23 protein-coding genes are annotated in these 21,191 nt (G+C 34.9%); 8 read left to right on the top strand and 15 right to left on the bottom strand.

Going from position 1 to position 21,191, the window contains the following annotated elements:
• Nucleotides 1-50: 50 nt before the first annotated feature.
• On the bottom strand, nt 51-1,142 hold the full coding sequence (locus tag K0R77_RS09840; protein WP_300351831.1) for an OmpA family protein: 1,092 nt from the start codon (nt 1,140-1,142) through the stop codon (nt 51-53).
• A gap of 23 nt (nt 1,143-1,165) precedes the next feature.
• A complete protein-coding gene (folK, locus tag K0R77_RS09835; protein WP_300351829.1) occupies nt 1,166-1,579 on the bottom strand; it encodes a 2-amino-4-hydroxy-6-hydroxymethyldihydropteridine diphosphokinase in 414 nt (137 codons plus the stop codon).
• Between the two features lie 18 nt (nt 1,580-1,597).
• Here folK and sppA point away from each other — a divergent pair, with 18 nt between their 5' ends.
• Complete coding sequence (gene sppA / locus K0R77_RS09830) at nt 1,598-3,352, top strand: signal peptide peptidase SppA (protein WP_300351827.1); 1,755 nt, start codon at nt 1,598-1,600, stop codon at nt 3,350-3,352.
• Nucleotides 3,353-3,421: 69 nt separating this feature from the next.
• On the opposite strand, the gene K0R77_RS09825 is transcribed toward sppA, so the two are convergent.
• The 6 genes from K0R77_RS09825 to lnt all read right to left on the bottom strand — a co-directional run bounded on the left by K0R77_RS09825 (nt 3,422) and on the right by lnt (nt 7,250).
• Nucleotides 3,422-3,682: a GlsB/YeaQ/YmgE family stress response membrane protein gene (locus K0R77_RS09825; RefSeq protein WP_300351825.1), complete on the bottom strand. Its 261-nt coding sequence runs from the start codon at nt 3,680-3,682 to the stop codon at nt 3,422-3,424.
• A gap of 57 nt (nt 3,683-3,739) precedes the next feature.
• Entirely contained in the window at nt 3,740-4,693 is a 954-nt protein-coding gene (gene ftsY, locus K0R77_RS09820; protein ID WP_263003514.1) for a signal recognition particle-docking protein FtsY, read from the bottom strand.
• A gap of 106 nt (nt 4,694-4,799) precedes the next feature.
• Entirely contained in the window at nt 4,800-4,952 is a 153-nt protein-coding gene (locus K0R77_RS09815) for a DUF4295 family protein (protein ID WP_082002123.1), read from the bottom strand.
• A gap of 19 nt (nt 4,953-4,971) precedes the next feature.
• Nucleotides 4,972-5,154, bottom strand: coding sequence for a 50S ribosomal protein L33 (gene rpmG, locus K0R77_RS09810; protein WP_027373683.1), 183 nt, complete (start codon nt 5,152-5,154; stop codon nt 4,972-4,974).
• A gap of 3 nt (nt 5,155-5,157) precedes the next feature.
• Nucleotides 5,158-5,400, bottom strand: coding sequence for a 50S ribosomal protein L28 (gene rpmB / locus K0R77_RS09805; protein WP_076451540.1), 243 nt, complete (start codon nt 5,398-5,400; stop codon nt 5,158-5,160).
• Between the two features lie 209 nt (nt 5,401-5,609).
• Entirely contained in the window at nt 5,610-7,250 is a 1,641-nt protein-coding gene (lnt, locus tag K0R77_RS09800) for an apolipoprotein N-acyltransferase (protein WP_300351820.1), read from the bottom strand.
• A 53-nt stretch (nt 7,251-7,303) separates the two neighbouring features.
• On the opposite strand from lnt, the gene K0R77_RS09795 reads away from it, so the two are divergent.
• Nucleotides 7,304-7,732, top strand: coding sequence for a VanZ family protein (locus tag K0R77_RS09795; RefSeq protein ID WP_367182723.1), 429 nt, complete (start codon nt 7,304-7,306; stop codon nt 7,730-7,732).
• 106 nt (nt 7,733-7,838) lie between these two features.
• Here K0R77_RS09795 and proC read toward each other — a convergent pair whose 3' ends face one another.
• The 5 genes from proC to K0R77_RS09770 form a co-directional block, all read right to left on the bottom strand.
• Nucleotides 7,839-8,642 (bottom strand): pyrroline-5-carboxylate reductase, encoded by an 804-nt coding sequence (gene proC, locus K0R77_RS09790; RefSeq protein WP_300351819.1) that lies wholly within the window; start codon nt 8,640-8,642, stop codon nt 7,839-7,841.
• 219 nt (nt 8,643-8,861) lie between these two features.
• Nucleotides 8,862-9,224 (bottom strand): hypothetical protein, encoded by a 363-nt coding sequence (locus K0R77_RS09785; RefSeq protein WP_300351817.1) that lies wholly within the window; start codon nt 9,222-9,224, stop codon nt 8,862-8,864.
• A 10-nt stretch (nt 9,225-9,234) separates the two neighbouring features.
• Nucleotides 9,235-10,248, bottom strand: a complete 1,014-nt coding sequence (gene murB / locus K0R77_RS09780) for a UDP-N-acetylmuramate dehydrogenase (protein WP_300351815.1) — start codon at nt 10,246-10,248, stop codon at nt 9,235-9,237.
• A 51-nt stretch (nt 10,249-10,299) separates the two neighbouring features.
• Nucleotides 10,300-10,758, bottom strand: coding sequence for a hypothetical protein (locus K0R77_RS09775; RefSeq protein WP_300351813.1), 459 nt, complete (start codon nt 10,756-10,758; stop codon nt 10,300-10,302).
• Nucleotides 10,759-10,791: 33 nt separating this feature from the next.
• Nucleotides 10,792-11,997, bottom strand: coding sequence for a pyridoxal phosphate-dependent aminotransferase (locus K0R77_RS09770; RefSeq protein WP_300351811.1), 1,206 nt, complete (start codon nt 11,995-11,997; stop codon nt 10,792-10,794).
• A 281-nt stretch (nt 11,998-12,278) separates the two neighbouring features.
• Between K0R77_RS09770 and K0R77_RS09765 the strand changes: the two genes are divergently transcribed.
• From K0R77_RS09765 to K0R77_RS09740, 6 genes are all read left to right on the top strand, one after another.
• Complete coding sequence (locus K0R77_RS09765; protein WP_300351809.1) at nt 12,279-14,711, top strand: T9SS type A sorting domain-containing protein; 2,433 nt, start codon at nt 12,279-12,281, stop codon at nt 14,709-14,711.
• Nucleotides 14,712-14,814: 103 nt separating this feature from the next.
• Nucleotides 14,815-15,270, top strand: coding sequence for a DUF1801 domain-containing protein (locus K0R77_RS09760; protein ID WP_300351807.1), 456 nt, complete (start codon nt 14,815-14,817; stop codon nt 15,268-15,270).
• The gene (locus K0R77_RS09755; protein WP_300351805.1) at nt 15,248-15,898 is read left to right on the top strand and encodes a YiiX/YebB-like N1pC/P60 family cysteine hydrolase; all 651 of its coding nucleotides are present in this window, start codon (nt 15,248-15,250) and stop codon (nt 15,896-15,898) included. Before K0R77_RS09760 ends, K0R77_RS09755 begins: the two co-directional genes overlap by 23 nt.
• A 165-nt stretch (nt 15,899-16,063) precedes the next feature.
• Complete coding sequence (locus K0R77_RS09750; protein ID WP_300351803.1) at nt 16,064-16,369, top strand: NIL domain-containing protein; 306 nt, start codon at nt 16,064-16,066, stop codon at nt 16,367-16,369.
• 184 nt (nt 16,370-16,553) lie between these two features.
• A complete protein-coding gene (locus K0R77_RS09745) occupies nt 16,554-17,108 on the top strand; it encodes a LemA family protein (protein ID WP_300351801.1) in 555 nt (184 codons plus the stop codon).
• Between the two features lie 3 nt (nt 17,109-17,111).
• Nucleotides 17,112-19,064, top strand: coding sequence for a DUF2207 domain-containing protein (locus K0R77_RS09740; protein WP_300351799.1), 1,953 nt, complete (start codon nt 17,112-17,114; stop codon nt 19,062-19,064).
• 103 nt (nt 19,065-19,167) lie between these two features.
• Here K0R77_RS09740 and murA read toward each other — a convergent pair whose 3' ends face one another.
• On the bottom strand, nt 19,168-20,475 hold the full coding sequence (gene murA / locus K0R77_RS09735; protein WP_300351797.1) for a UDP-N-acetylglucosamine 1-carboxyvinyltransferase: 1,308 nt from the start codon (nt 20,473-20,475) through the stop codon (nt 19,168-19,170).
• The gene (locus K0R77_RS09730) at nt 20,475-21,143 is read right to left on the bottom strand and encodes a DUF4290 domain-containing protein (RefSeq protein ID WP_300351795.1); all 669 of its coding nucleotides are present in this window, start codon (nt 21,141-21,143) and stop codon (nt 20,475-20,477) included. Before K0R77_RS09730 ends, murA begins: the two co-directional genes overlap by 1 nt.
• Between the last annotated feature and the right edge of the window lie 48 nt (nt 21,144-21,191).

Below are 21,191 nucleotides of genomic sequence, written 5' to 3'. Positions count from 1 at the left end.
TTTTTTTATTTAGTTAATTAAATGATTTGTTTATTTTTTTGATAATTTGATTATTTAGGACAACCATTATTATCTGCGGGTCCTGCTACAGTAACACACTTATCATATAAGTCAATTACTCCATCAAGATCCATATCTAAAGCTACACCTGCACCGTCAACTCTTGCTCCGGAAGGTGTGTTCAATTCTCTGTCCCAGTCATCACAAACTCCATCATTATCGTTGTCACCTTGCGTACAAACTACAAGTTCACTCGCTGTGTTTTCAAGCAGATAAGTTTTGTAATAAACTTCCTGTAATGGATCGTGCCATGCTAAGTGAGACTGCTGTTTTCCTAATTTGAATGATAGACCTAAATTGAAAGTCATCATTGCATCAGAATAAGAATCATTGATTAAATTATAATTAAGTCTGTACCCATTTGATCCGGGTGCTTCTCTCACATTACCTCCACCATCAAATTCTTCATCAAAGCTGTTGATATACATCACTCTTGCTTCTACGTCGATCAATCTGGATACATTATATTTCAATCCAACTCCGGCTTGCATAAAGAATGATGCAATACCTAATTTCTGATCTACCATAATAGGGAAGTTGTTTGTCTGCCATTGAGAGATATCATTATCTATCAATTCAGTTTTATACCCTTGAAAACCTCCTCCCAAATAACCGTGAAGCGCCCATCTGAAAGGTGACTTGTTATCAACTCTTCTTAGTAAATTTGAAAAGTTAATGTCTCCCAAGATAGATACCTGATGGAATTTTGTCCATGCATTTGCTACACCTGCTTTAGGATTTGTTGGAAGTTGAGCCTGCTGATTAGTCTCACCCATCTGGTATTGCAAACTCACACCAAAAGTATGTGTGATCTGCTTGTCTATGCTTGCGTAAGCATTCCATCCCCAATTGATTTTATCTCCGTAAAAAGATGTGACGTCCGCAAATGTCATAAAAGCGGGACCTCCACCAACTGATACAGACCAGTCGTTGAATCTCCTTGCTTTGTTGTCAAATTTTTGAATATTTGCAGAACCGGAAGAAAAAGTATTGGGATACTGATCTGAAGTATTAACCGCAATACTGTCTTGAGCATAAGTTGCAATAGGCAAAGTGGCCAATAAGAATAAACCTAATTTCATACAATATGTTTTATGTTTTTTGATTAAATAAAATCTTTTAATAATATTCTGGAAAATTCCCTTTCAAAAAGATGTTTTTTATGAGGGATCTCTAATCTTTCTGAAATAAAATTTAGCGCATCGTAAGTAACAATATCAATATCTATGATTCTATCTGTGTAGCTCCCCGATATTCTTGAATCATTAATTCTCCCCATTTCAATTTCAGTTTCTTTAATGAAATTTAATAGCTGAATTGGTGAAAGATGCGTAAATATTATTGATGCAATATTACAAAAATTATTTGAACTTACAAATTCTACAGGGTCAGATGTTAAATATTCACTATTTTTTAATATTTCACTTACTTCTTTTAGCTTTTCCAATGCAGTATCAATGTTCTTTTTTTTATCACCAATGTTACTTCCCAGTAACAAAACTACCTTATGCTGCGACATATTGAAAAATGATTATTTATGAAGAGTTTCTTTAAAAACGTATTGGCAAATATAGTCGCAATTGCGATATTGTGTGTTGTATTTTTCTTCTTTTTTATTATAATGATTGCATTTGGATCAATGAGTAATGAAAAATCTGTGAGTGTGAAAAAGAATTCTGTTTTAACAATTAACCTTAAAACAGATATTATAGACAGTCCTACAGAAGAGCAGCAAAGTATTTTTATTATGAACAAAAAAAATACAAGCGTACTTATATATGATGTTTTGCAAGCTGTTAAAAAAGCCAAAACTGATGATAATATTAAAGGTATCAGCATTGAAGTTGATAATCTGAATGCAGGAATTACACAAATCGACGATTTGAGAGCTGCTATTCAGGATTTTAAAAAGAGCGGAAAATTTGTTTATGCTTACGGCAATACGGTTTCTCAATCTTCTTATTATCTAGGATCTGTTGCAGATCAGTATTATCTTAATCCGTCCGGCGGAATTGAGTTGAAAGGTCTTTCAACAGAAGTGACTTTCTTTAAAGACTTTGCTGAAAAATACGGAATTGGTATTGAAGTAATCCGTCACGGGAAGTTCAAATCTGCGGTTGAGCCATTTCTAAGAAATGATATTTCCCCTGAAAACAAAGAGCAGTTGAGTACGCTTTTGAATGATATTTGGGGTAATACAGCTTCTAAAATAGCATCTTCAAGAAAAATGGATGCTGCCCAGTTTAAAACTGTAGTTGACAGTTTGTACGGAATGATTCCGGATCAGAGTTTACAATATAAACTTGCTGATAAACTCATTCAGAAAACTGAATATGATCAAATGATCAGAACCAAACTTAGTTTAAAGGAAGATGATAAATTGAATAAGATTTCTTTGACGAAGTATATCGATTCTTTCTCAGATAAAGATAAATCCGGAGAAAAGGTTGCTGTGCTATATGCATCAGGCTCTATCAATAATGGTGACGAGTACAGTGATATTTATTCTGATAAGTATATTGAGTATATCAAAGATCTGCAGGATGATAAAAAGGTAAAAGCTGTAGTATTAAGAATTAATTCTCCAGGAGGAAGTGCAAATGCTTCGGACGAAATTTTATTTGAACTTCAACAACTAAAAAAGAAAAAGCCTTTGGTTGTTTCTTTCGGTGATTATGCAGCTTCTGGCGGTTATTATATTGCAATGGCTGCAGATAAAATTTATTCTGAACCCAATACACTTACAGGATCTATCGGAGTTTTTGGTGTGTTGCCTTATTTTAAAGAATTAGCCAACAGAAACGGCGTACGTTCTGATATTGTTGCTACAAACGCTAATGCAGCATATTATTCTTCACTGAATGGATTAACGCCTTACGGAGTAAATGTGATGACCAGAAGTGTAGAAGGTACTTATAAAAGATTTGTACACTTTGTGACTCAAAACAGAAAAAAATCTTTTGAAGATATTGATGCGATCGGTGGAGGCAGAGTGTGGAGTGGAACCCGTGCAAAGCAAATTGGTTTGGTAGATGAGTTGGGAAGTCTGGAAGATGCTGTGAAATTTGCTGCGCAAAAGGCAGGTTTAAAATCATACAATGTTTCTTCTTATCCTAAGAGTAAAACATCATTCGAACAGATTTTTGAGGATTTAAATGAAGATGATATTTCTGCAAGAGTGATCAAAAATAAAATTGGTAAAGCAAATTATGAAATTTTCCAACAGATGACGGATCAAAAACTAAAGTCTGAAGTGAAAATGGAAATGCCTTATCAGATTAAAATCAACTAAATTATATTGTTCATAAAAAAATCCGGATTTGAAATTTTCAAATCCGGATTTTTTTATTATGTGAAATTTTTAGTTCTTTTTGGTTAGCATTTCATAAAGCCAAATAACCAGTACTGCACCACCGATGGCGAGAAACCAGCTTTTAAAATTCCAGAAAGAATCTACATCTCCCCAATGTAAAACATAAACGCCGATAAGACCGCCTACGAATGCGCCAACAATTCCCAATATAATAGTGATAAGCCAACCACCACCTTGTTTTCCTGGCATAATTAATTTAGCAAGTGCTCCTGCTATCAGACCGAAAATAATCCATGTAATGAATCCCATAGTTTTAATTTTTTAACGTTAATAAATTTGGTTTATTTTTCAAGAAATAAAGATTAGTTATCTCTTCTTGAAGAATGAATCTACAAACTCTGTACCATTAAATAACTGCAGGTCCTGCATCTTTTCGCCAACACCTATATATTTCACGGGAATCTGGAACTGATCAGAGATTCCGATTACTACACCACCTTTTGCGGTTCCGTCTAATTTTGTTACTGCCAAAGCATTAACTTCAGTCGCAGCTGTAAATTGTTTTGCCTGTTCGAAAGCATTTTGTCCGGTTGAACCATCCAATACCAATAAAATCTCGTGAGGAGCATCAGGAATTACTTTCTGCATTACTCTTTTGATCTTTGAAAGCTCATTCATCAAATTGATCTTATTATGAAGTCTTCCTGCAGTATCAATAATGACAACATCTGCATTTTGTGCAACTGCGCTCTGTACCGTGTCAAAGGCAACAGAAGCCGGGTCTGAACCCATTTCCTGTTTTACGATCGTTACCCCGGCTCTTTCGCTCCAGATGGTAAGTTGATCCACTGCTGCTGCACGGAAAGTGTCTCCAGCGCCCAAAACTACTTTTTTTCCATCAGCTTTAAATTGATGAGCCAATTTCCCGATTGTAGTTGTTTTCCCGACACCATTTACCCCTACAACCATAATGACATAAGGTTTTTTTGAAGTGTCGATGTTTCCTGTATTTGCCTGTGGATTTTCTAAAAGTAATCCTGAGATTTCTTCGCGCAGAATGCGGTCAAGTTCGCTTGTATTGACGTACTTGTCTCTTGCGATACGTTCTTCAATTCTCTGGATAATTTTGATGGTGGTAGACGCTCCTACGTCGGAAGCGATAAGTATTTCTTCAAGATCATCAAGAACCTCGTCATCTACTTTGCTTTTGCCGACTACGGCTTTGGTCATTTTTTCAAAGAAACCCTGATTTGATTTTTCCAAACCTTTATCTAAAGTTTCTTTTTCTTCTTTCTTAAAAATATTTTTAAACCAACTCATCTTAGAATTTTGATTTTTATAAGCTTACTTTGTCTTGTACACACAAAGATAACAAAAAAACTACCCAAAATATGAGTAGTTTTTGTATTGTAAATAAAGTAACTGATTATTTTTTCAAATAAGCGTCAACTTCGTCTGCATTCATTACTTTTTCTTCGAAAACGTAAGCTTCTGATTTAGAAGACTTCACCATTTTCACAACTTTAGTCATTTTTTTTGACTGTCCGCTTTGTAGGGTTGCTACTACTTTCTTTGCCATGGTAAATTATATTTATAAATTACTTGATTTCTTTGTGAAGGGTAGATCTCTTAAGAACCGGATTGTATTTTTTCAATTCCAATCTTTCTGTAGTGTTCTTTTTATTTTTAGTAGAAATGTATCTAGACATTCCTGGCATACCACTTTCTTTGTGCTCTGTACATTCAAGAATTACTTGAACTCTGTTTCCTTTTTTTGCCATGATTTAGTTCTTTTTAATCAATCCTCCTCTGATGCCTCTTTCGATAGCCTCTTCGATTCCAATCTTGTTAATAACTCTCAATCCATGAGCTGATACTTTTAAAGTAACGTGCTTATCCTGCTCTGGAAGGTAAAATTTCTTCTCCAATAAGTTAATTTCAAAACGACGCTTCGTTTTGTTATTAGCGTGGGAAACGTTGTTACCAACCATTGCACGCTTTCCTGTTATCTGGCAAATTCTTGACATATCTCGATGTTCTTATTTGTATAATATTTGAGGTTGCAAAATAACGAATAATTTTTTAGACAGACAAATTTTATACAAAACTTTTATAATAATAATTTGCCTTTTCAATTTATTTTGAGTCAAACGAGATTTAATAATTGTTTGATAGAGCGTTATTAAGCGATTTCTAAATTTTTATCTTAAATGCATCTTTCAATAATTTAAAATAGCTAAGCTTTCTTTTTCTGCAATTTATTCTGAAACCATTTAATTAAAAAATAAAAAAGAAGGAAGCCAAAAGAAAATATCGAAAATCTGGTGAGCAGATCTCCGGCTTTCACATAAAATGTTTCGTGATCATAAAGATTGACTTTAGCAAATAAAGCAGTCTGATCACCATAGAAAGTATCTTCCAAAACTTCGCCTTTGGCGTTAATATGGGCAGAAATTCCACTGTTGGCTGATCTTGCAATTTCTCTTCTGGTTTCGATCGCTCTCAGTCTTGCGTAAGACAAAAGTTGTTTGTGACCTTCTGTAACGCCCCACCAAGAATCGTTGGTGACAATCGCTAAAAAGTTAGCTCCTTTCTTTACATATTCGGTAACAAATTCTCCGTATATACTTTCATAACATATAATCGGAGCGATTTTTCCTTTATTATAAGGATTTGAAAATGCCACACGTTCTTTATCTGTTCCGAGAGAAGCTACAGTTCCACCTAAATTCAGCATTGCGTTGCCCAAGATTGGCTTGAAAACACTCATGTAAGGAAAAATCTCAACACCGGGAACCAATTTTCCTTTGTGATAAACTTCCACTTTTTGGTTGGGAACAATCTGTATCGCAGAATTGTAACTTTCAATCCACAATTGGGGATTCAGCTGATACGCTTCTTTTGGTAAATTTTCTGTGCTTTTGTAGAGTCGATGGGATGAAATTCCTGTTGTGAAAACAGAGCCCGGATGTTTTGCTAAAAATCCTTTCACATCATTCAGAAGGCCGCTTTTTTCAAATGCAGTTTCTGAAATCGAACCTCTTCCCGGGATTGCTGTTTCGGGAGCAATATAATAATCTATTTTACCTTTTGTGTTTTGTTCTGCAAGTGAAAGCAGTTCGTTGACAATAGTGATGCTGTCTTTTAAATATTTTTCGGCATAAGGATCGAGAGCGGGCTGTAGCATCAAAACATTGACTTCACCAATTGGTTTTTCATCAAAATTATTAAATTTTACTAAAGAAATAATCATCGGTGCAATGATTAATAATGCTACAATAGAAGAATTTCGGATAAGATCTTTTCTTTTTCGTCCGGCTTCAAAAGCTCTTATGGTGTAAAATATCAGAACATTAATCAATAATATCCAGAAGCTTCCTCCTGTTGATCCCAAAGTGTCATACCATTGAATTAATTTTGGATAGTCTGAAAAAACATTTCCCAAATTCAACCACGGCCAGGTAAATTCCCAATTTAAATGAAATTTCTCAAAACTCATCCAGATCGCTACAAAAAAAGCCAGCCCCCAATAGCTTCCCTGCGCATTTTTATACCAATGATAGCATTGGAATACCAGTGAATATAATAATGAATTGACCAAAACAGGGAAAACAACTGCCAATATCGAGTGGCTTCCGTCCGGATTTTTTGAACCGTATAGCCAACCTGTAGTGACAATATTCCAGATGATAAAACAGAGGTAAGAAAGTCCGAAAACTACCCAGCTTTTTCTTTTAAACTGTGAAAATTTAGACACGCCGTGTTCCATCATCAGAAGCGGAACAAGTGCGAAAAATATAAAAAACGGAATTCCGTACGTGGGCCACGATATGGACAAAAGCATCGCTGAAATGAGCGTAAGTAAAACGTATTTCATTAAATTATTTTAACACAACAAATTTAATGCTTTTGAAATGAATAACTTTGCAAATGATGTTAAAGAAATCTTATAAATTACTCATTCTGCCTTACACGGTTTTTCTGCTCTATCTCATGTTTTTCGGGATGGGAAGATTTCAGTATGAAGATAATATTGTAAGAATAAAGCCGATTGTTTCCACGCTTTGGTTTATTCACGATACGGTAAGATGGGTTGATATTTTTAAAATTGTTGTTGGAAATGTTGTAATGTTTATTCCATTCGGGTTTTTGGGTTGGGTTTTCCTTCAACTAAAAGATTTGAAAAGTCTGATTATTGCTTTTGTTTCTGCTATTGTGATTGTTGAGGCACTTCAGTATTTTTCAAGACTTGGAGTTTTTGATATTGATGATATCATTCTCAATACTTTTGGAGTGTTTCTAGGATGGAAAATCAAGAAAATGCTGGAAAACAGATTCAGCAGATTAGTGGTTAAATAATTGAATGTAAAGTTTTGTCATTCCGTAGGAATCTAAGCGATGATATTGAAATACCAAATCTAAATTCCTACAAAATGATAAATTGAATATAGTTGTTTTTAAAATTCTATCCGTTCAGTTCTTTAGCACGTTTTTCAGCGTTTAAGATTCCTTTTTGTAGAATTTCTTTAAAATTGTTGTCTTCAAAAGTTTTCAGGGCAGCTTCGGTTGTACCGCCTTTTGATGCAACATCTTTTATCAGTTCTTCAAGATTTTTATCAGAATTGTTAATCAAATGATAAGCTCCCAACATGGTTTGTTTTACAAAAAGTTTGGAAAGATTTTCATCAATTCCCATTTGCATTCCTGCTTTGATCATGGCGTCAACAATGTAGTAAAAATACGCAGGCCCGCTTCCTGAAAGTGCGGTAACGCCATCGAGTAAATCTTCATTTTCCAAATAAACTGATCTTCCGGTGCTGTTTAAAAGTCGCTCGACATTCATTAATTCATTGAAAGCAATTCCCTGTGCCGAAGTGTAACCTGTAATTCCCATTCCCAAAAGAGTAGGGGAATTCGGCATTGCTCTTACCACCGATTGATGATTGAGAAGTTTTTGAATTTTAGCTATTTTGATTCCTGCCATGATGGAAAGAATCATTTGGTTATCTTTCAATTTAAATTTAAAATTCTCTGCAACATGCTGAAAATCCTGAGGTTTTACAGCAATAATGATTAAGTCTGCATCTAAATCTTTAACATCATCAAAAATTGAAATCTTAGATTTGGGAAATTCTTCCAATATTTTTGGGATTTTAGATTCGTTTCTCGTGATAAGCTGTAGGTTTTCAGGCTTTATCAGTTCGTATTTCAGGAAAGATTTTGAGAAAGATAGGCCCATGTTTCCGGCTCCGATGATGGCGATTTTCATTTGTGTGTGTTGTTTTAAATTTTGTTATTCTTTTAAATACTTTCTAAAAACTTTAGAGTAATTATCATAAAATTAATTAATTCTATGTTTTTAAATTGAATTTTATGAGGCTTTTTGTTTATTTTTCCGGTAGCATAGTAGTTTTTAATAACTACTGATTTTTTATTAACGTCCAAAACTTCACCAATTGAAAAAATATCCTTGTCTTTTTTCGCGCTCTCAACAATGCAATGAAAATTTTGTTTTTTTAATTGATTTGAAAGGCGATTCGAAGTTTTTTAAAGAAGTATTATCGATTATTTTGTAATTGAATTTAATCAGATTTTCTTCAGAATAAATATGTTTTGAAACTTTATTAAACTTATTATGGCGAATACTTTTAAGTCTTTCGAAAGGCAAAATTTTGATTCCGCTCATTGAGAAATCATATGTTTCTTCAATCATTATAAAATCGTCAGAAAATTTCACGATAAAACCGGATATCGAAGATTCATCATCAAGAACAATTCTCACAAAATCAATTTTATCAATATGCTTTTGAATTAACTTTTTAAATTCTTTCTCGGTTAAATCTTTTGACATGATGATTTTTTTAAATGATATTCACTTCCCTTTCCAATTCAATCCCAAACTTCTCCTTCACAGAATCAATAATCATCGTCGAAAAATCAAAAATTTCTTTTCCGGTTGCGTTTCCTGTTGCGTTGATGATGACTAAAGATTGTAATTGATGAGAAGCTACGTTTCCGATTTGTTTTCCTTTCCAACCACATTGTTCGATCAGCCAGCCAGCCGGAACTTTTACGAAATCTCCGTTCGGATAGCCTTGAATAGTTGAAAATTTCGACTTTAAATCTTCAAATTGAGTTAAAGGAATTGTTGGGTTTTTGAAAAAACTTCCTGCATTTCCTATGACTTTTGGGTCGGGTAATTTACTTTGTCTGATATTGATGACGGCTTTAGAAACATCCTGAATGGTTGGTTTTTGAATTCCTGAATTTTCCAGTTCGGTTTTTATTGCGCCGTATTCGGTTTTAATGATGTGATTCTCCCTTGTTAATTTAAAAGTGACTTCCAAAATCACGTATTTTCCTTTCCCTTCCTGCTTAAAAATAGAATCTCTGTAGCCGAATCTGCATTTTTCAAGATCAAATTCTTCAACTTCTAAAGTATCAAGATTTAGAACTTTACAACTTACAAAAGTATCTTTTATCTCGGTTCCGTAAGCTCCGATATTCTGCATGGGTGAAGTTCCTACGTTGCCGGGAATGAGCGATAGATTTTCCAGTCCGCCGTAGTTTTTATTTAAGCAAAACATTACAAATTCATGCCAGTTTTCTCCTGCTTTTACTGTCACCAAAACTTCGTTTTCGTTGATGTTTTTTTCTGAAATTCCTTTTAAATTAAGCTGAATGACTAATCCGTCAAAATCCTGAGTAAATAGAACATTGCTTCCTCCTCCCAAAAAAAGAAGCGGGAAAGATTGAGATTTTACGGGTTTGAGGGATTCAATCAATTCTTCCACCGAATGTACTTCTGTGAAATATTTGGCTTTTACATCTACACCGAAAGTGTTATATGCTTTTAAAGAAAAATTTTCCTGCATTGATAGAAGAAGTTAAATGTTTTTGATTGTTTTTTTGCGAAAAATATAGATCTATTGAGGTTGTTTAGGAAGTATGTTTTCGAGTTTAATTTTAAATTCCTCAAATTGCCTATAATGAGTGTCGCTGTAAGCATTGACGAAGACGTGAGAATTTTTCGTGGTTTTAATTTGAAAAGTTTCATCTATACCATCAAGATACTGAATGCTTGGTGAGCTTTCTATCAGGCTTAAATCTTTGATTTTAAATGAAGAAGTCAGATTTTTCCAGGTTTTAGGAGTGATGGCTTTGTGCCACTCTTTGTGTTTTTCACCTGCGTTCATGCCTGTTTCAAGGTGTATGGAATCTTTTGTTATTTTTATGATTCTGTAATTGCCTTGTTCGCCACCAACGTTGGATAATCCAATAAATGTGATTTCTTCCGGATTTCCTGATGAAGAATTATTGTCTGAAGTTTTTTTGCTGCATGAAAAAAATGTCAGCAATAAAAACATTGAAAAAAATATTTTCAAAACATTGTTTTTTATTGCTGACACCATTTTTACTTAGAAATTAAATTCCAGTTTATATTTTTCGAGCGCATCTTTTAAAATGGCTGCACTTTTTCTAAGATCTTCCTCTTTAAGAACGTAAGCGATTCTTACCTGTTTTTTTCCTAGTTCAGGATTGCTGTAAAACCCTCCTGCCGGAGCAACCATGATGGTTTCATTGTTTAAAGAATATTTTTCAAGAAGCCATTGAGCAAATTTTTCGGTATCGTCTACCGGAAGTTCTGCAACGCAATAGAATGCACCTTTAGGTTTTGGGCAGATTACTCCGGGAATAGCATTTAGTAAATCCACCAAAACATTTCTTCTGTGTGTGTATTCTTCTCTTACGGCTCTGATGTAGGCTCCGTCATTTTGGTGAGCAGCGGTTGCGGCAATCTGTCCTAAAAGTACAGGGCTTAATCTTGCCTGTGCAAAAAGCATTGCGGCATCGTGAATTTTTTTAGAACGAGTAATCAGGCATCCTATTCTTACGCCACACATAGAATAGCGTTTAGATTCTGAATCGATGATGATGCAATTTTCGCTCAGTTCAGGAAAAGCGAACATTGAGATTTGCTGTTTTCCGTCATAAACATATTCTCTGTAAACTTCATCTGAAATAATGACGATGTCGTATTTTAAAGCAATATCGGCCAATTGCTGAAGTTCTTCTCTTGTATAAAGATAGCCGGTTGGGTTTCCTGGGTTGCAAATAACGATTGCGCGGGTTTTTGCAGTGATTTTTTTCTCAAATTCTTCGATCGGAGGTAAGGCAAATCCTGTGTCAATTGTAGAAGGTACGGCAACAACGTTTACATTGAATGTACTTGTGAATCCGTTATAGTTTGCGTAATATGGTTCCGGAATAATTACTTCATCGCCATCATCACACAGAGTAGAGATTGCAAAATTCAATGCTTCTGATCCTCCGTTTGTTACAATAAAGTTGTCGGGAGTAAGGTCTGTAAAATCCAACGAATGGTAATATTCAGTCAATGCTTTTCTGTACTCAATATTTCCTTCTGAAAGTGCGTATTCCAATACTTTTAAATCAATGTTTTTTAAAGCATTCAAAGCTGTTTCCGGAGTTTCGATATCTGGCTGTCCGATATTTAAATGATATACTTTCGTTCCTCTTTGTTTTGCTTTTAGGGCAAAAGGAACCAGTTTTCTTACCGGTGAAGGCGGCATCTGTTGTGCTCTGTTTGAGATATTAGGCATTGTTCTAAAATTTGTAAGGCAAAAATAGGATTAAATTCTTAATAAGTAAAAAACTATGGAGCGAATGTTATATTTTGTTTAAATTTAAATTATGTTTAAAATTTTAACAAAAATTTTAATTTTATCATTTGATAAGATTTTTATTAATGTAGTTGTGTTAATATTATGAATTTTTGTAAATTGTATTTTTTTGACTGATTATATTAATTTGACTTGATTTATGTAATTTTAATTGATATATGTTGGTTTTTTATTAATTTAGCGCATATTAAATTAATTATATGAAAATAAATCGATTTTTTGGAATTGCTAGTTTTGCTTTAGCGGTTTCATCCTCAAGTCTTATGGCTCAGAACTATCAGACGATGTCAGTTGCTTCCGGATATAATGAAGATGTAATTGCTAACGGAGTGGGACCGTCATTGAATTCCACTACTTCTATTTTAGATGGTGATTCATACACCTTTGTTGCGAAGAATTTTTTAGCTACATCAACGAGTACACCAATCACGTATGGTGTTCCTGTAGATGGGATCATAACATCAGTTGTGACAACAACACCAGGATTAAGTTATCAATTAGGAAGCCTTAGTGCAAATAATTCTTTAAGGCTTTCTAATACGAATCTTACGGGAACATTAGTTTTTGCAACTCCAAAAGCTGCTACTAAGCTGTATATGCTTTCTACCAGTGGAAGTGACTCTTCTACACTTACAGTGACTGTTAATTTTTCAGATGGTACCAATCAGCAGGCAACAGGAATTGCTGTTCCAGACTGGTATAACGGGTCAGGTTTTGCGGTTCAGGGTTTAGGAAGAATTAATAGAACTTCAGACGGTTTAGATGCAGCAGGCGGTACGAACCCAAGGATGTATCAGGCGGCTATTAATATTGATGCAGCCAACCAGACAAAGCTAATTCAGAGTGTTACAATAACAAAAACATCTACAAGTGCTGGTTATCCTAACATCTTTGCTTTCTCTGCAGATGCATACTCAGACTGCGCTCCTCCTGTGCTTCAGGCCACAACAGGTATTACATCTACGGGAGCTACAGTGGCTTGGGCTTCCTCTGCAAGTACACAAGCTACGTCTTACGCAGTTTATTACAGTACGAGTGCTACAGCACCAACTTCTACAACAGCGCCTCAACTCAATAATTTAACCGGAACATCTACACCTATTAGTAGTCTTAATCCTAATACTACTTATTATTACTGGGTAAAAACTAATTGCAGCAATGCAACGGGTCAAAGTGTTTGGTCGTTTTCGGGAACTTTCAAAACGGCATGTGGTCCTGTAACTTCATTATCTGAAAATTTCGATTCTTATGCTACGGGTACTACTCTTCCGGATTGCTGGGTAAGAAATTTTGTAAATGGGACGATGTCAATTAGTTCAACTACACCTGCTTCGGGAACAAGAAATGTTTATCAAACGAATACATCTACTCAGACTCCTAGTACTGTAGTTTTACCAGAATTTAGTAATATTAATGCAGGTACTCATTGGTTGAAATTAAAAGCTAGGGTTAATACTGCGACCGGAACATTAAATGTCGGTTACGTAACTAATCCTACAGACGCAAGTACTTTTGTGTTGCTACAAGCTTTAAGTATTACAAATACAAACTACACAAGTACTAATCCTGAGTATACTGTAATTGTACCTTCTTCAATTCCTGCGAATGCAAGATTGGCAGTACGTAATACTGCTGATGGAAAAGGTTATTACTGGGATGATGTAGTTTGGGAGCCGGTTCCTTCATGCTTTCCTCCAACAGCTCTGACGCCTTCTGCTGTTACAGCAACTTCTGCTACATTAAACTGGACGGCACCTTCTTCTGCTCCTGCAAGTGGATATGAGTATGCTTACACAACTGCAAATACAGCACCTACAGTAAGCGGGACCCCTGTTTCAGGAACCTCTGTTACGATATCTCTGCCTTCTTCTAGTACAACATATTATTTATGGGTAAGGTCAAAATGTACTGCTACTGATATGAGTGTTTGGACAAGTGTTTCTGTTACTACTAAAGCTGTAAATGATGAATGTTCTGCACCTGTAGCTATTACTCCTGGAGGTACATTCGGGACTAATCCGGTGATTGCAACAACTGTAGGAGCAACTGGTACTTCAGATACAACTGCTACTCACAGCTGTCAAAATACAGGTTTCAATGATACTTGGTATTCTGTAGTGGTTCCTGCAAGCGGCAATCTTACGATAGAGACACAATCTGTTTCTGGGTCTTCTGTTACAGATACAGTTTTAGGTGTTTATACAGGGTCTTGTGGTAGTTTGACGCAAGTTGGTTGTGACGATGACAGCTCATCTGACGGAAACTTCTCTCTTGTTTCATTAACGGGTCAGACTCCTGGAGCTACTTTGCTGATTGGTGTTTGGAATTATTCAAATTCTACAAATGGACAGTTTAGAATTTCTGCTTATGACGCCACTTTAGCAACTTCAGAAGTTTCTGCTGTTAAAAAAGATATCAAAGTTTATCCAAATCCTTTCAAAGATGTAATCTACATTTCTGAGACAAAAGATATCAAATCAGTAACTGTTTATGATGTCGCAGGTCGTATCGTAAAACAGGTGAATGATGCTTCTAAAGAAATTCATGTAGGTGAATTGAAAGAAGGAATGTATTTAGTGAAAGTTAGCTTCAAAGACGGAACAGAATCTGTTGCAAAAGCAATCAAAAAATAACCTTTATTTTTAAATTATTTTTTAGCAGTTGTACAAAAGTATGGCTGCTTTTTTATGTAATTTAAATTTTGTTAATTTGAAAACCAAAAAAAACTGTTACACTATGCAAATTACTGCAACATCTGTAGAAGATTATATTTCAAAACTTTCTGAAGAAAGAAAGGAGGTTTTTAAAAGACTTTTTGATACCATTACCGAAAATTTACCGGAAGGTTTTAAAAAAGGGGTAAGTTATGGAATGGTCGGCTGGAATGTGCCTTTAGAGACATTCCCTGCAGGTTATCATTGCACTCCCGGTACTCCGTTGCCCTTTATGAGTTTGGCTTCACAGAAAAATTTCATAGCATTGTATCATATGGGAATTTATGCAAAACCTGAACTTTTAGATTGGTTTGTTGCTGAATTTCCAAAACATTCAAAAAGAAAATTGGATATGGGAAAATCCTGCATCCGTTTCAAAAAAATAGATGAGATTCCTTTTGAATTAATCGCTGAACTGAGTAGAAAAATGACTGTTGAAGAATGGGTTAATATTTATGAAAACAATTTTAAAAAATAATTTTTTACGGATATTTGCGATTGCATTTGTTTTAATTCTGTTTTCTGGTTGCAGAAATTCGATTGCTTCAGATCTGAAAAACGGTGATCTGCTATTCGTTACAGCGAAAGAAAGCGGGCTTTCAGGAGCGATCAATAATGTTACTCAAAAGCAGAAAAGCGCCTCATTCGATCATATTGGAATTGTACAAAAAGACGGAAAAGATATTTTTGTACTTCATGCTGCCCCGAAAAATGGTTCTCAAAAGCAAGATTTGGATAAATTTCTAAAAGATCAGGCGAATGATGGGCAAAAAATTGTGGTTTACAGGCTAAAACCTGAATTCCAGAATGCTATTCCCGATGCGATAGAAAAAGCCAATTCAATGTTGGGGAAACCGTATAATTTCAATTATATTTTAGACGAAAACTCTTATTATTGTTCAGATTTTATCGAAAGATTATTTAGAAAAGATGATATTTTCAAATTAGAACCCATGACTTTCATTGATCCCAAAACCGGTAAAACCAATTTGTTTTGGGATGAGTTTTACCAAAAGAAAAATCTCAAAGTTCCCGAAGGTGAGCCCGGTTGCAATCCAAACGGATTAGCTGCTTCAGATAAATTACAAAGAATTAAAGAGCTTTAAAGATCAAGAGAAGATAAACATCTTCTCTTTTTTTAGTTAAAATTAAAAAATAATACCCTACTAATTTGGTAGACTATTATTTTTTTATACTTTTGTCAGGAATTAATAATTAAATATTCAAAAATGTAATTCAGAAAGTATTGTTCATCACAAATTGTTTTAGCTATGATTACGCCAAATTTGCAGGCTTTGCCAAAAAATGTACACCTTATCAAAAAAGATTTGATCATCGAAGTAGAACTGAATGGGAAAATGAAGTTTGACCATCTTTTAAATGCGATTTACCAGCAAATGGGAATCTGTTATAAAGTACTGAGTGCAAATGTGGAGTATATGAACGGAGCAAATTTCGGATCATTTCAATTACATATCAAAGCAAATGCAGAAGAATATCAGGAACTTGAATTTTTTCTGAACAACAATAAACTTATGAATACGACTGTTGATTATACCTGCAGAAAGTATTCGTAAGCTGTAAGTCCATATAGTTGAGGGCGTTCAATTTATTGAGCGCTTTTTTTATTATTTGAAAATTAAATCGAGTTCTCAGTCTTGAATTTTTGCTACCTTTTGCTTCAAGGCAAAAGTAGAATAGATATTTTTATTCAATTATCCGAGAAAAAGATTATTTTTAACTAAAATAAATTACAAAATTATGGTTATACTTATTGTTGTTCTTGGTATTTTAATAATTGCGGTGCTGTATGGAGTTTCCATTTATAACCGTCTCGTAAAACTTAAAAACCTCGTTCAGGAGGGATGGAGTAGTATAGATGTGATGTTAAAAAAGCGTCATGATTTAATCCCGAATTTGGTTGAAACGGTGAAAGGTTACGCTACACACGAAAGAGAGACATTAGAAAATGTGACAAGAGCCAGAAATCTTGCTGTAGGAGCAGATTCTGTAGAAGGCAAAGAAGCGGCGGAGAAAAATCTGAACCAGGCGATGGTGAATTTATTTGCCGTTGCAGAGCAATATCCGGATTTGAAAGCGAATACAAATTTCCAGCAATTACAGGCAGAATTGAGTTCCATTGAAAACGATATCGAAAAATCAAGAAGATATTACAATGGTACGGTTAGAGAAAATAATACTCTGGTAGAATCTTTCCCAAGTAATATCGTTGCAAATATGTACAAATTTGAAAAAGCTAAATTTTTTGAGCTGGAAAATATTGCAGAGAGAGAAGTTCCAACAGTAAAATTTTAAAGAATGAAAAAGATTTTAGCATTTCTTTTTCTCGTTATATTTTCTTTTAATTATGCTCAGGAAGCAGAAGGAGCAGAAGCTGTAAGTTCAGAATCAGTCAATTTTAATGAAGGTTCTGAAAGGATTATTAATTTTCATGCAAATATTGATGTTGATAAAAATTCAGGGCTGAATGTTACCGAAAAAATAAAAGTACACAGTCTTGGAGATAAAATCAAAAGAGGGATTTTTCGTTCACTTCCGCTGACTAGAAATCTTAATAATACCACTCAGAAAGTACAATATAATGTGAATTCTGTAAAGAAAAATGGTGTCGACGAAGATTTTCATGAAGAATACGAAGATGGTTTTCTTAAAATTTATGTCGGAAACAAAGATGTCATTCTAAGTCCTGGAGATTACGATTACGAAATACAATATACCACAGAAAAGCAGATCGGTTTTTTCCCAAAATATGACGAGTTGTATTGGAATGTCAACGGAAATGATTGGGATTTTCCTGTTGACAGTATTTCAGCAAGGATCAATCTTCCTGAAGGTGCAGGAATTTTACAGAATTCATGTTATAAAGGTTCTTACGGAAGTAATTCTCAGGATTGTACAGCCAAAGTTTTGTCAGAACATTCTATTGAATGGAGCGCAAAAGATCTTGGTTCCGGTGAAGGTTTGACGGTTGCTGTCGGTTTCAAAAAAGGAGTGATGATTCCGCCACCGCCGCCAACTTTTCTCGAGAAATTCGGAATTTTGATTGCAGGAATTGTCATCTTTTTAGGATTGCTGCTTTATTATTATTCAACATGGAAAAAATATGGTGTCGATCCAGAAAAACCGATTGTTTATCCGCAGTTCAATTCTCCTGATGATCTTTCACCGGCTTCTTTGGGATATATTCAGAATGAAAATTTTAAAAATAAATTTCTCACGGCGGCTTTGGTGAATTTAGCCATTAAAGGATATGTTCAGATTATCGAAGGTGAAGATTCGGGTATTTTAGGTTTGTTTAAATCTAAAATGTTTACGGTTAAAAAACTGAAAGAACCTGATCAAATTTTACCAAAAGAAGAAATTGGTTTGATGAATAGCCTTTTTACAAGTGGTAAAGACAGCGTTACATTTGACGGAGAGTACAGTTCTAAAGTTGAAAGTGCTGTCAGAAGTTTTCAGTCAGCTCTTAAATTTCAATATGATCCGTTATTGAATGAAGGGAATAATTCCAAAAAATTAATAATTCCCATTCTTGCCATTTTATTTGTTTATTTTCTCGGACTTTTCCTGAGTTTCAGAATTTTCCCCGAATTTGAAAAAGTGTTTTTAGGGCTTGTCCTTCTCGTGATTTTAACGGTGGCTTTTGGTCTTGCGATTGTTTTATTTAAATTCTATCCCGGTTTATTTAAATTGTTCTTGGTTTTTCCGGTCGTCGCATTTGTCGTTTTAGGAATACTTATTCATAATGAAAGCGATTTTACGATTGACAATAACTTTAATGTTTGCTATATTTTTATCATTTTGAGTTTTATGTCTTTGGTGATTTATCAGTTTTTAATTAAACGTCCTTCAGAAGAAAAACTCAGAAAAAAATCTCTCATTGAAGGTTTTAAAATGTACATGGGAGCAGCGGAAAACGAACAGATCAAATTTCATAATCCACCCGAAATGACTCCGCAGTCTTTCGAAAAACTTTTGCCTTTTGCAATGGTTTTGGGTGTAGATGATATTTGGGGTAAGAAATTCGATGATTTGCTCAAAAAAATGTCATACGAATATCAAAGCAACTGGTATGTTGGCTCATCTATGAATCATTTTGCAATGGTAAGTATTCTCAATTCCAGCCTAACCAATTCTATACAATCTGCAGCAACAGAACCTTCAAGTTCAGGAAGCAGTTCCGGTTCAGGATCGGGTGGAGGAGGTTTCTCCGGCGGCGGTGGCGGTGGCGGTGGCGGTGGTGGTTGGTAAAACCAAGCCATTCATATTCATTGATTAGTATAAATAAAAAGCGTTCAGAATTTATTTTCTGAACGCTTTTTTATCTGTATTTAAATTTAATCTCAATTAAATCTTAAATTCTCTCAATATCAGCTCCGATCGCTTTCAGTCTTCCGTCGATATTTTCGTAACCTCTGTCAATCTGCTCAATATTGTGAATAATTGATTTTCCTTCTGCAGAAAGTGCAGCAATCAGAAGTGCATTTCCTGCTCTGATGTCCGGAGAAACCATTGTAGTTCCACGAAGTGGTGATTCCTGATTCAAACCGATAACGGTTGCTCTGTGTGGATCACAAAGGATAATTTGTGCTCCCATATCGATCAGTTTATCAACAAAGAATAATCTTGATTCAAACATTTTCTGATGTACCAAAATACTTCCTTTTGCCTGTGTTGCCACTACCAAAATAATTGATAATAAATCTGGTGTAAAGCCTGGCCAAGGCGCATCGGAAATTGTAAGAATAGATCCGTCGATAAATTTCTGAATTTTATAATGTTCCTGGGAAGGAATGTAAATATCATCCCCGCTTTGCTCAAGCTCAATTCCCAGTTTTCTGAATGTATTTGGAATAACACCAAGTTGATTCCAGTTGACGTTTTTGATGGTGATCTCAGATTTCGTCATGGCTGCAAGACCAATCCACGAGCCAATTTCTACCATGTCAGGAAGCATTGTGTGTTCTGTACCGTTTAAATGAGTAACTCCTTCAATCGTCAGTAAGTTTGAACCGATTCCTGAAATTTGAGCTCCCATTCTGTTCAGCATTTTGCAAAGCTGTTGCAGATAAGGTTCGCATGCTGCGTTGTATATTCTTGTTTTTCCTTTTGCTAAAGCTGCTGCCATTACAATATTAGCAGTTCCTGTTACGGAAGCTTCTTCAAGAAGGATAAATTTTCCGTTAAGTTCTTTGGCTTTTAAAGAATAGAAATATTCATTTTCATCATAATGAAATTCGGCACCCAATTCTACCAATCCCTGGAAGTGTGTGTCTAATCTTCTTCTTCCGATTTTGTCACCTCCCGGAGTCGGCATATAAGCTTCACCGTAACGAGCCAACATTGGCCCCATCAACATGATTGAACCTCTCAGTTTTGCACCGTCTTTTTTAAATTCGTTAGATTTAATATAATCGAAATTGACATTATCTGCCTTAAAAGTAAAGTCACCGTGGGCATTTTTCGTCACTTTTACCCCGAAATCTCCCAAAATCTCAATCAGCCTGTTGACATCATGAATGTCCGGAATATTTTTTATTCTTACTTCCTCATCAGTTAACAAAACCGCACATAAGATTTGGAGAGCTTCATTTTTTGCCCCTTGTGGAGTGATTTCACCTTGCAGTCTTTTTCCTCCTCTTATTTGAAATGTCCCACTCATTATCTTCTATTCTTATTATTGTTGTTATTGGTAAATCTCCTTTTGTTTAAATTGTTGTTAGTATTGCCTTGATTTCTGTTATTGTTGTTCTTGTTGAGATTATTGCGGTTAGCTGTTGCATAATAGATCTTGCTTTTTTCAAGAGATTCAATATTGGTCAGATCAAGTCGGTTTGCAGATAATTCTTTAAGATGACGGAAAATTACATCATCGGTTACGTGTTCTTTATTGTAGACATTGTAAGACTTCTTCATATTATTGGCAATTACCTCGATCAGGGCTTCTTTTTCGTCTCCCGGTTCCAATTCGATTGCTTTTTCTATTAATTGAAGAATACTTTTTCCGTAAAATTTAAAATCACCCTGAAGCTTAGGATATTCCATTCTTTTGGGTTTTTCCTCAAGCTCTTCTTTGGTTGGGAAAGGGTAAACGGGATCAATATCAAGATCATGTTTAGCCAAAATATATAAATGATCCCAAAGTTTATGTTTGTAATTTTCTTCGTCGCGTAGTTGTGGGTTTCTCTGACCCATAAAATCAATGATTGCCATTGCCATTTCGTTTCTTTCTTCTTTTGTAGAAAGCTCTTTGCAACGCTCAACCAGTTGTTGGATGATTCTGCCGTATTCCGGCATATTAAGCTGAGTTCTTTGGGTATTGTATTCCATAATATGCAAATATATGGATTAATAAAAAAAGGGGCCTGAAAAAGTTAA

The organism is Chryseobacterium sp., assembly GCF_029240215.1.
In the GTDB taxonomy this organism is placed as follows: Bacteria; Bacteroidota; Bacteroidia; order Flavobacteriales; family Weeksellaceae; genus Chryseobacterium.
This window is presented reverse-complemented; position numbering and strand designations above follow the sequence as displayed.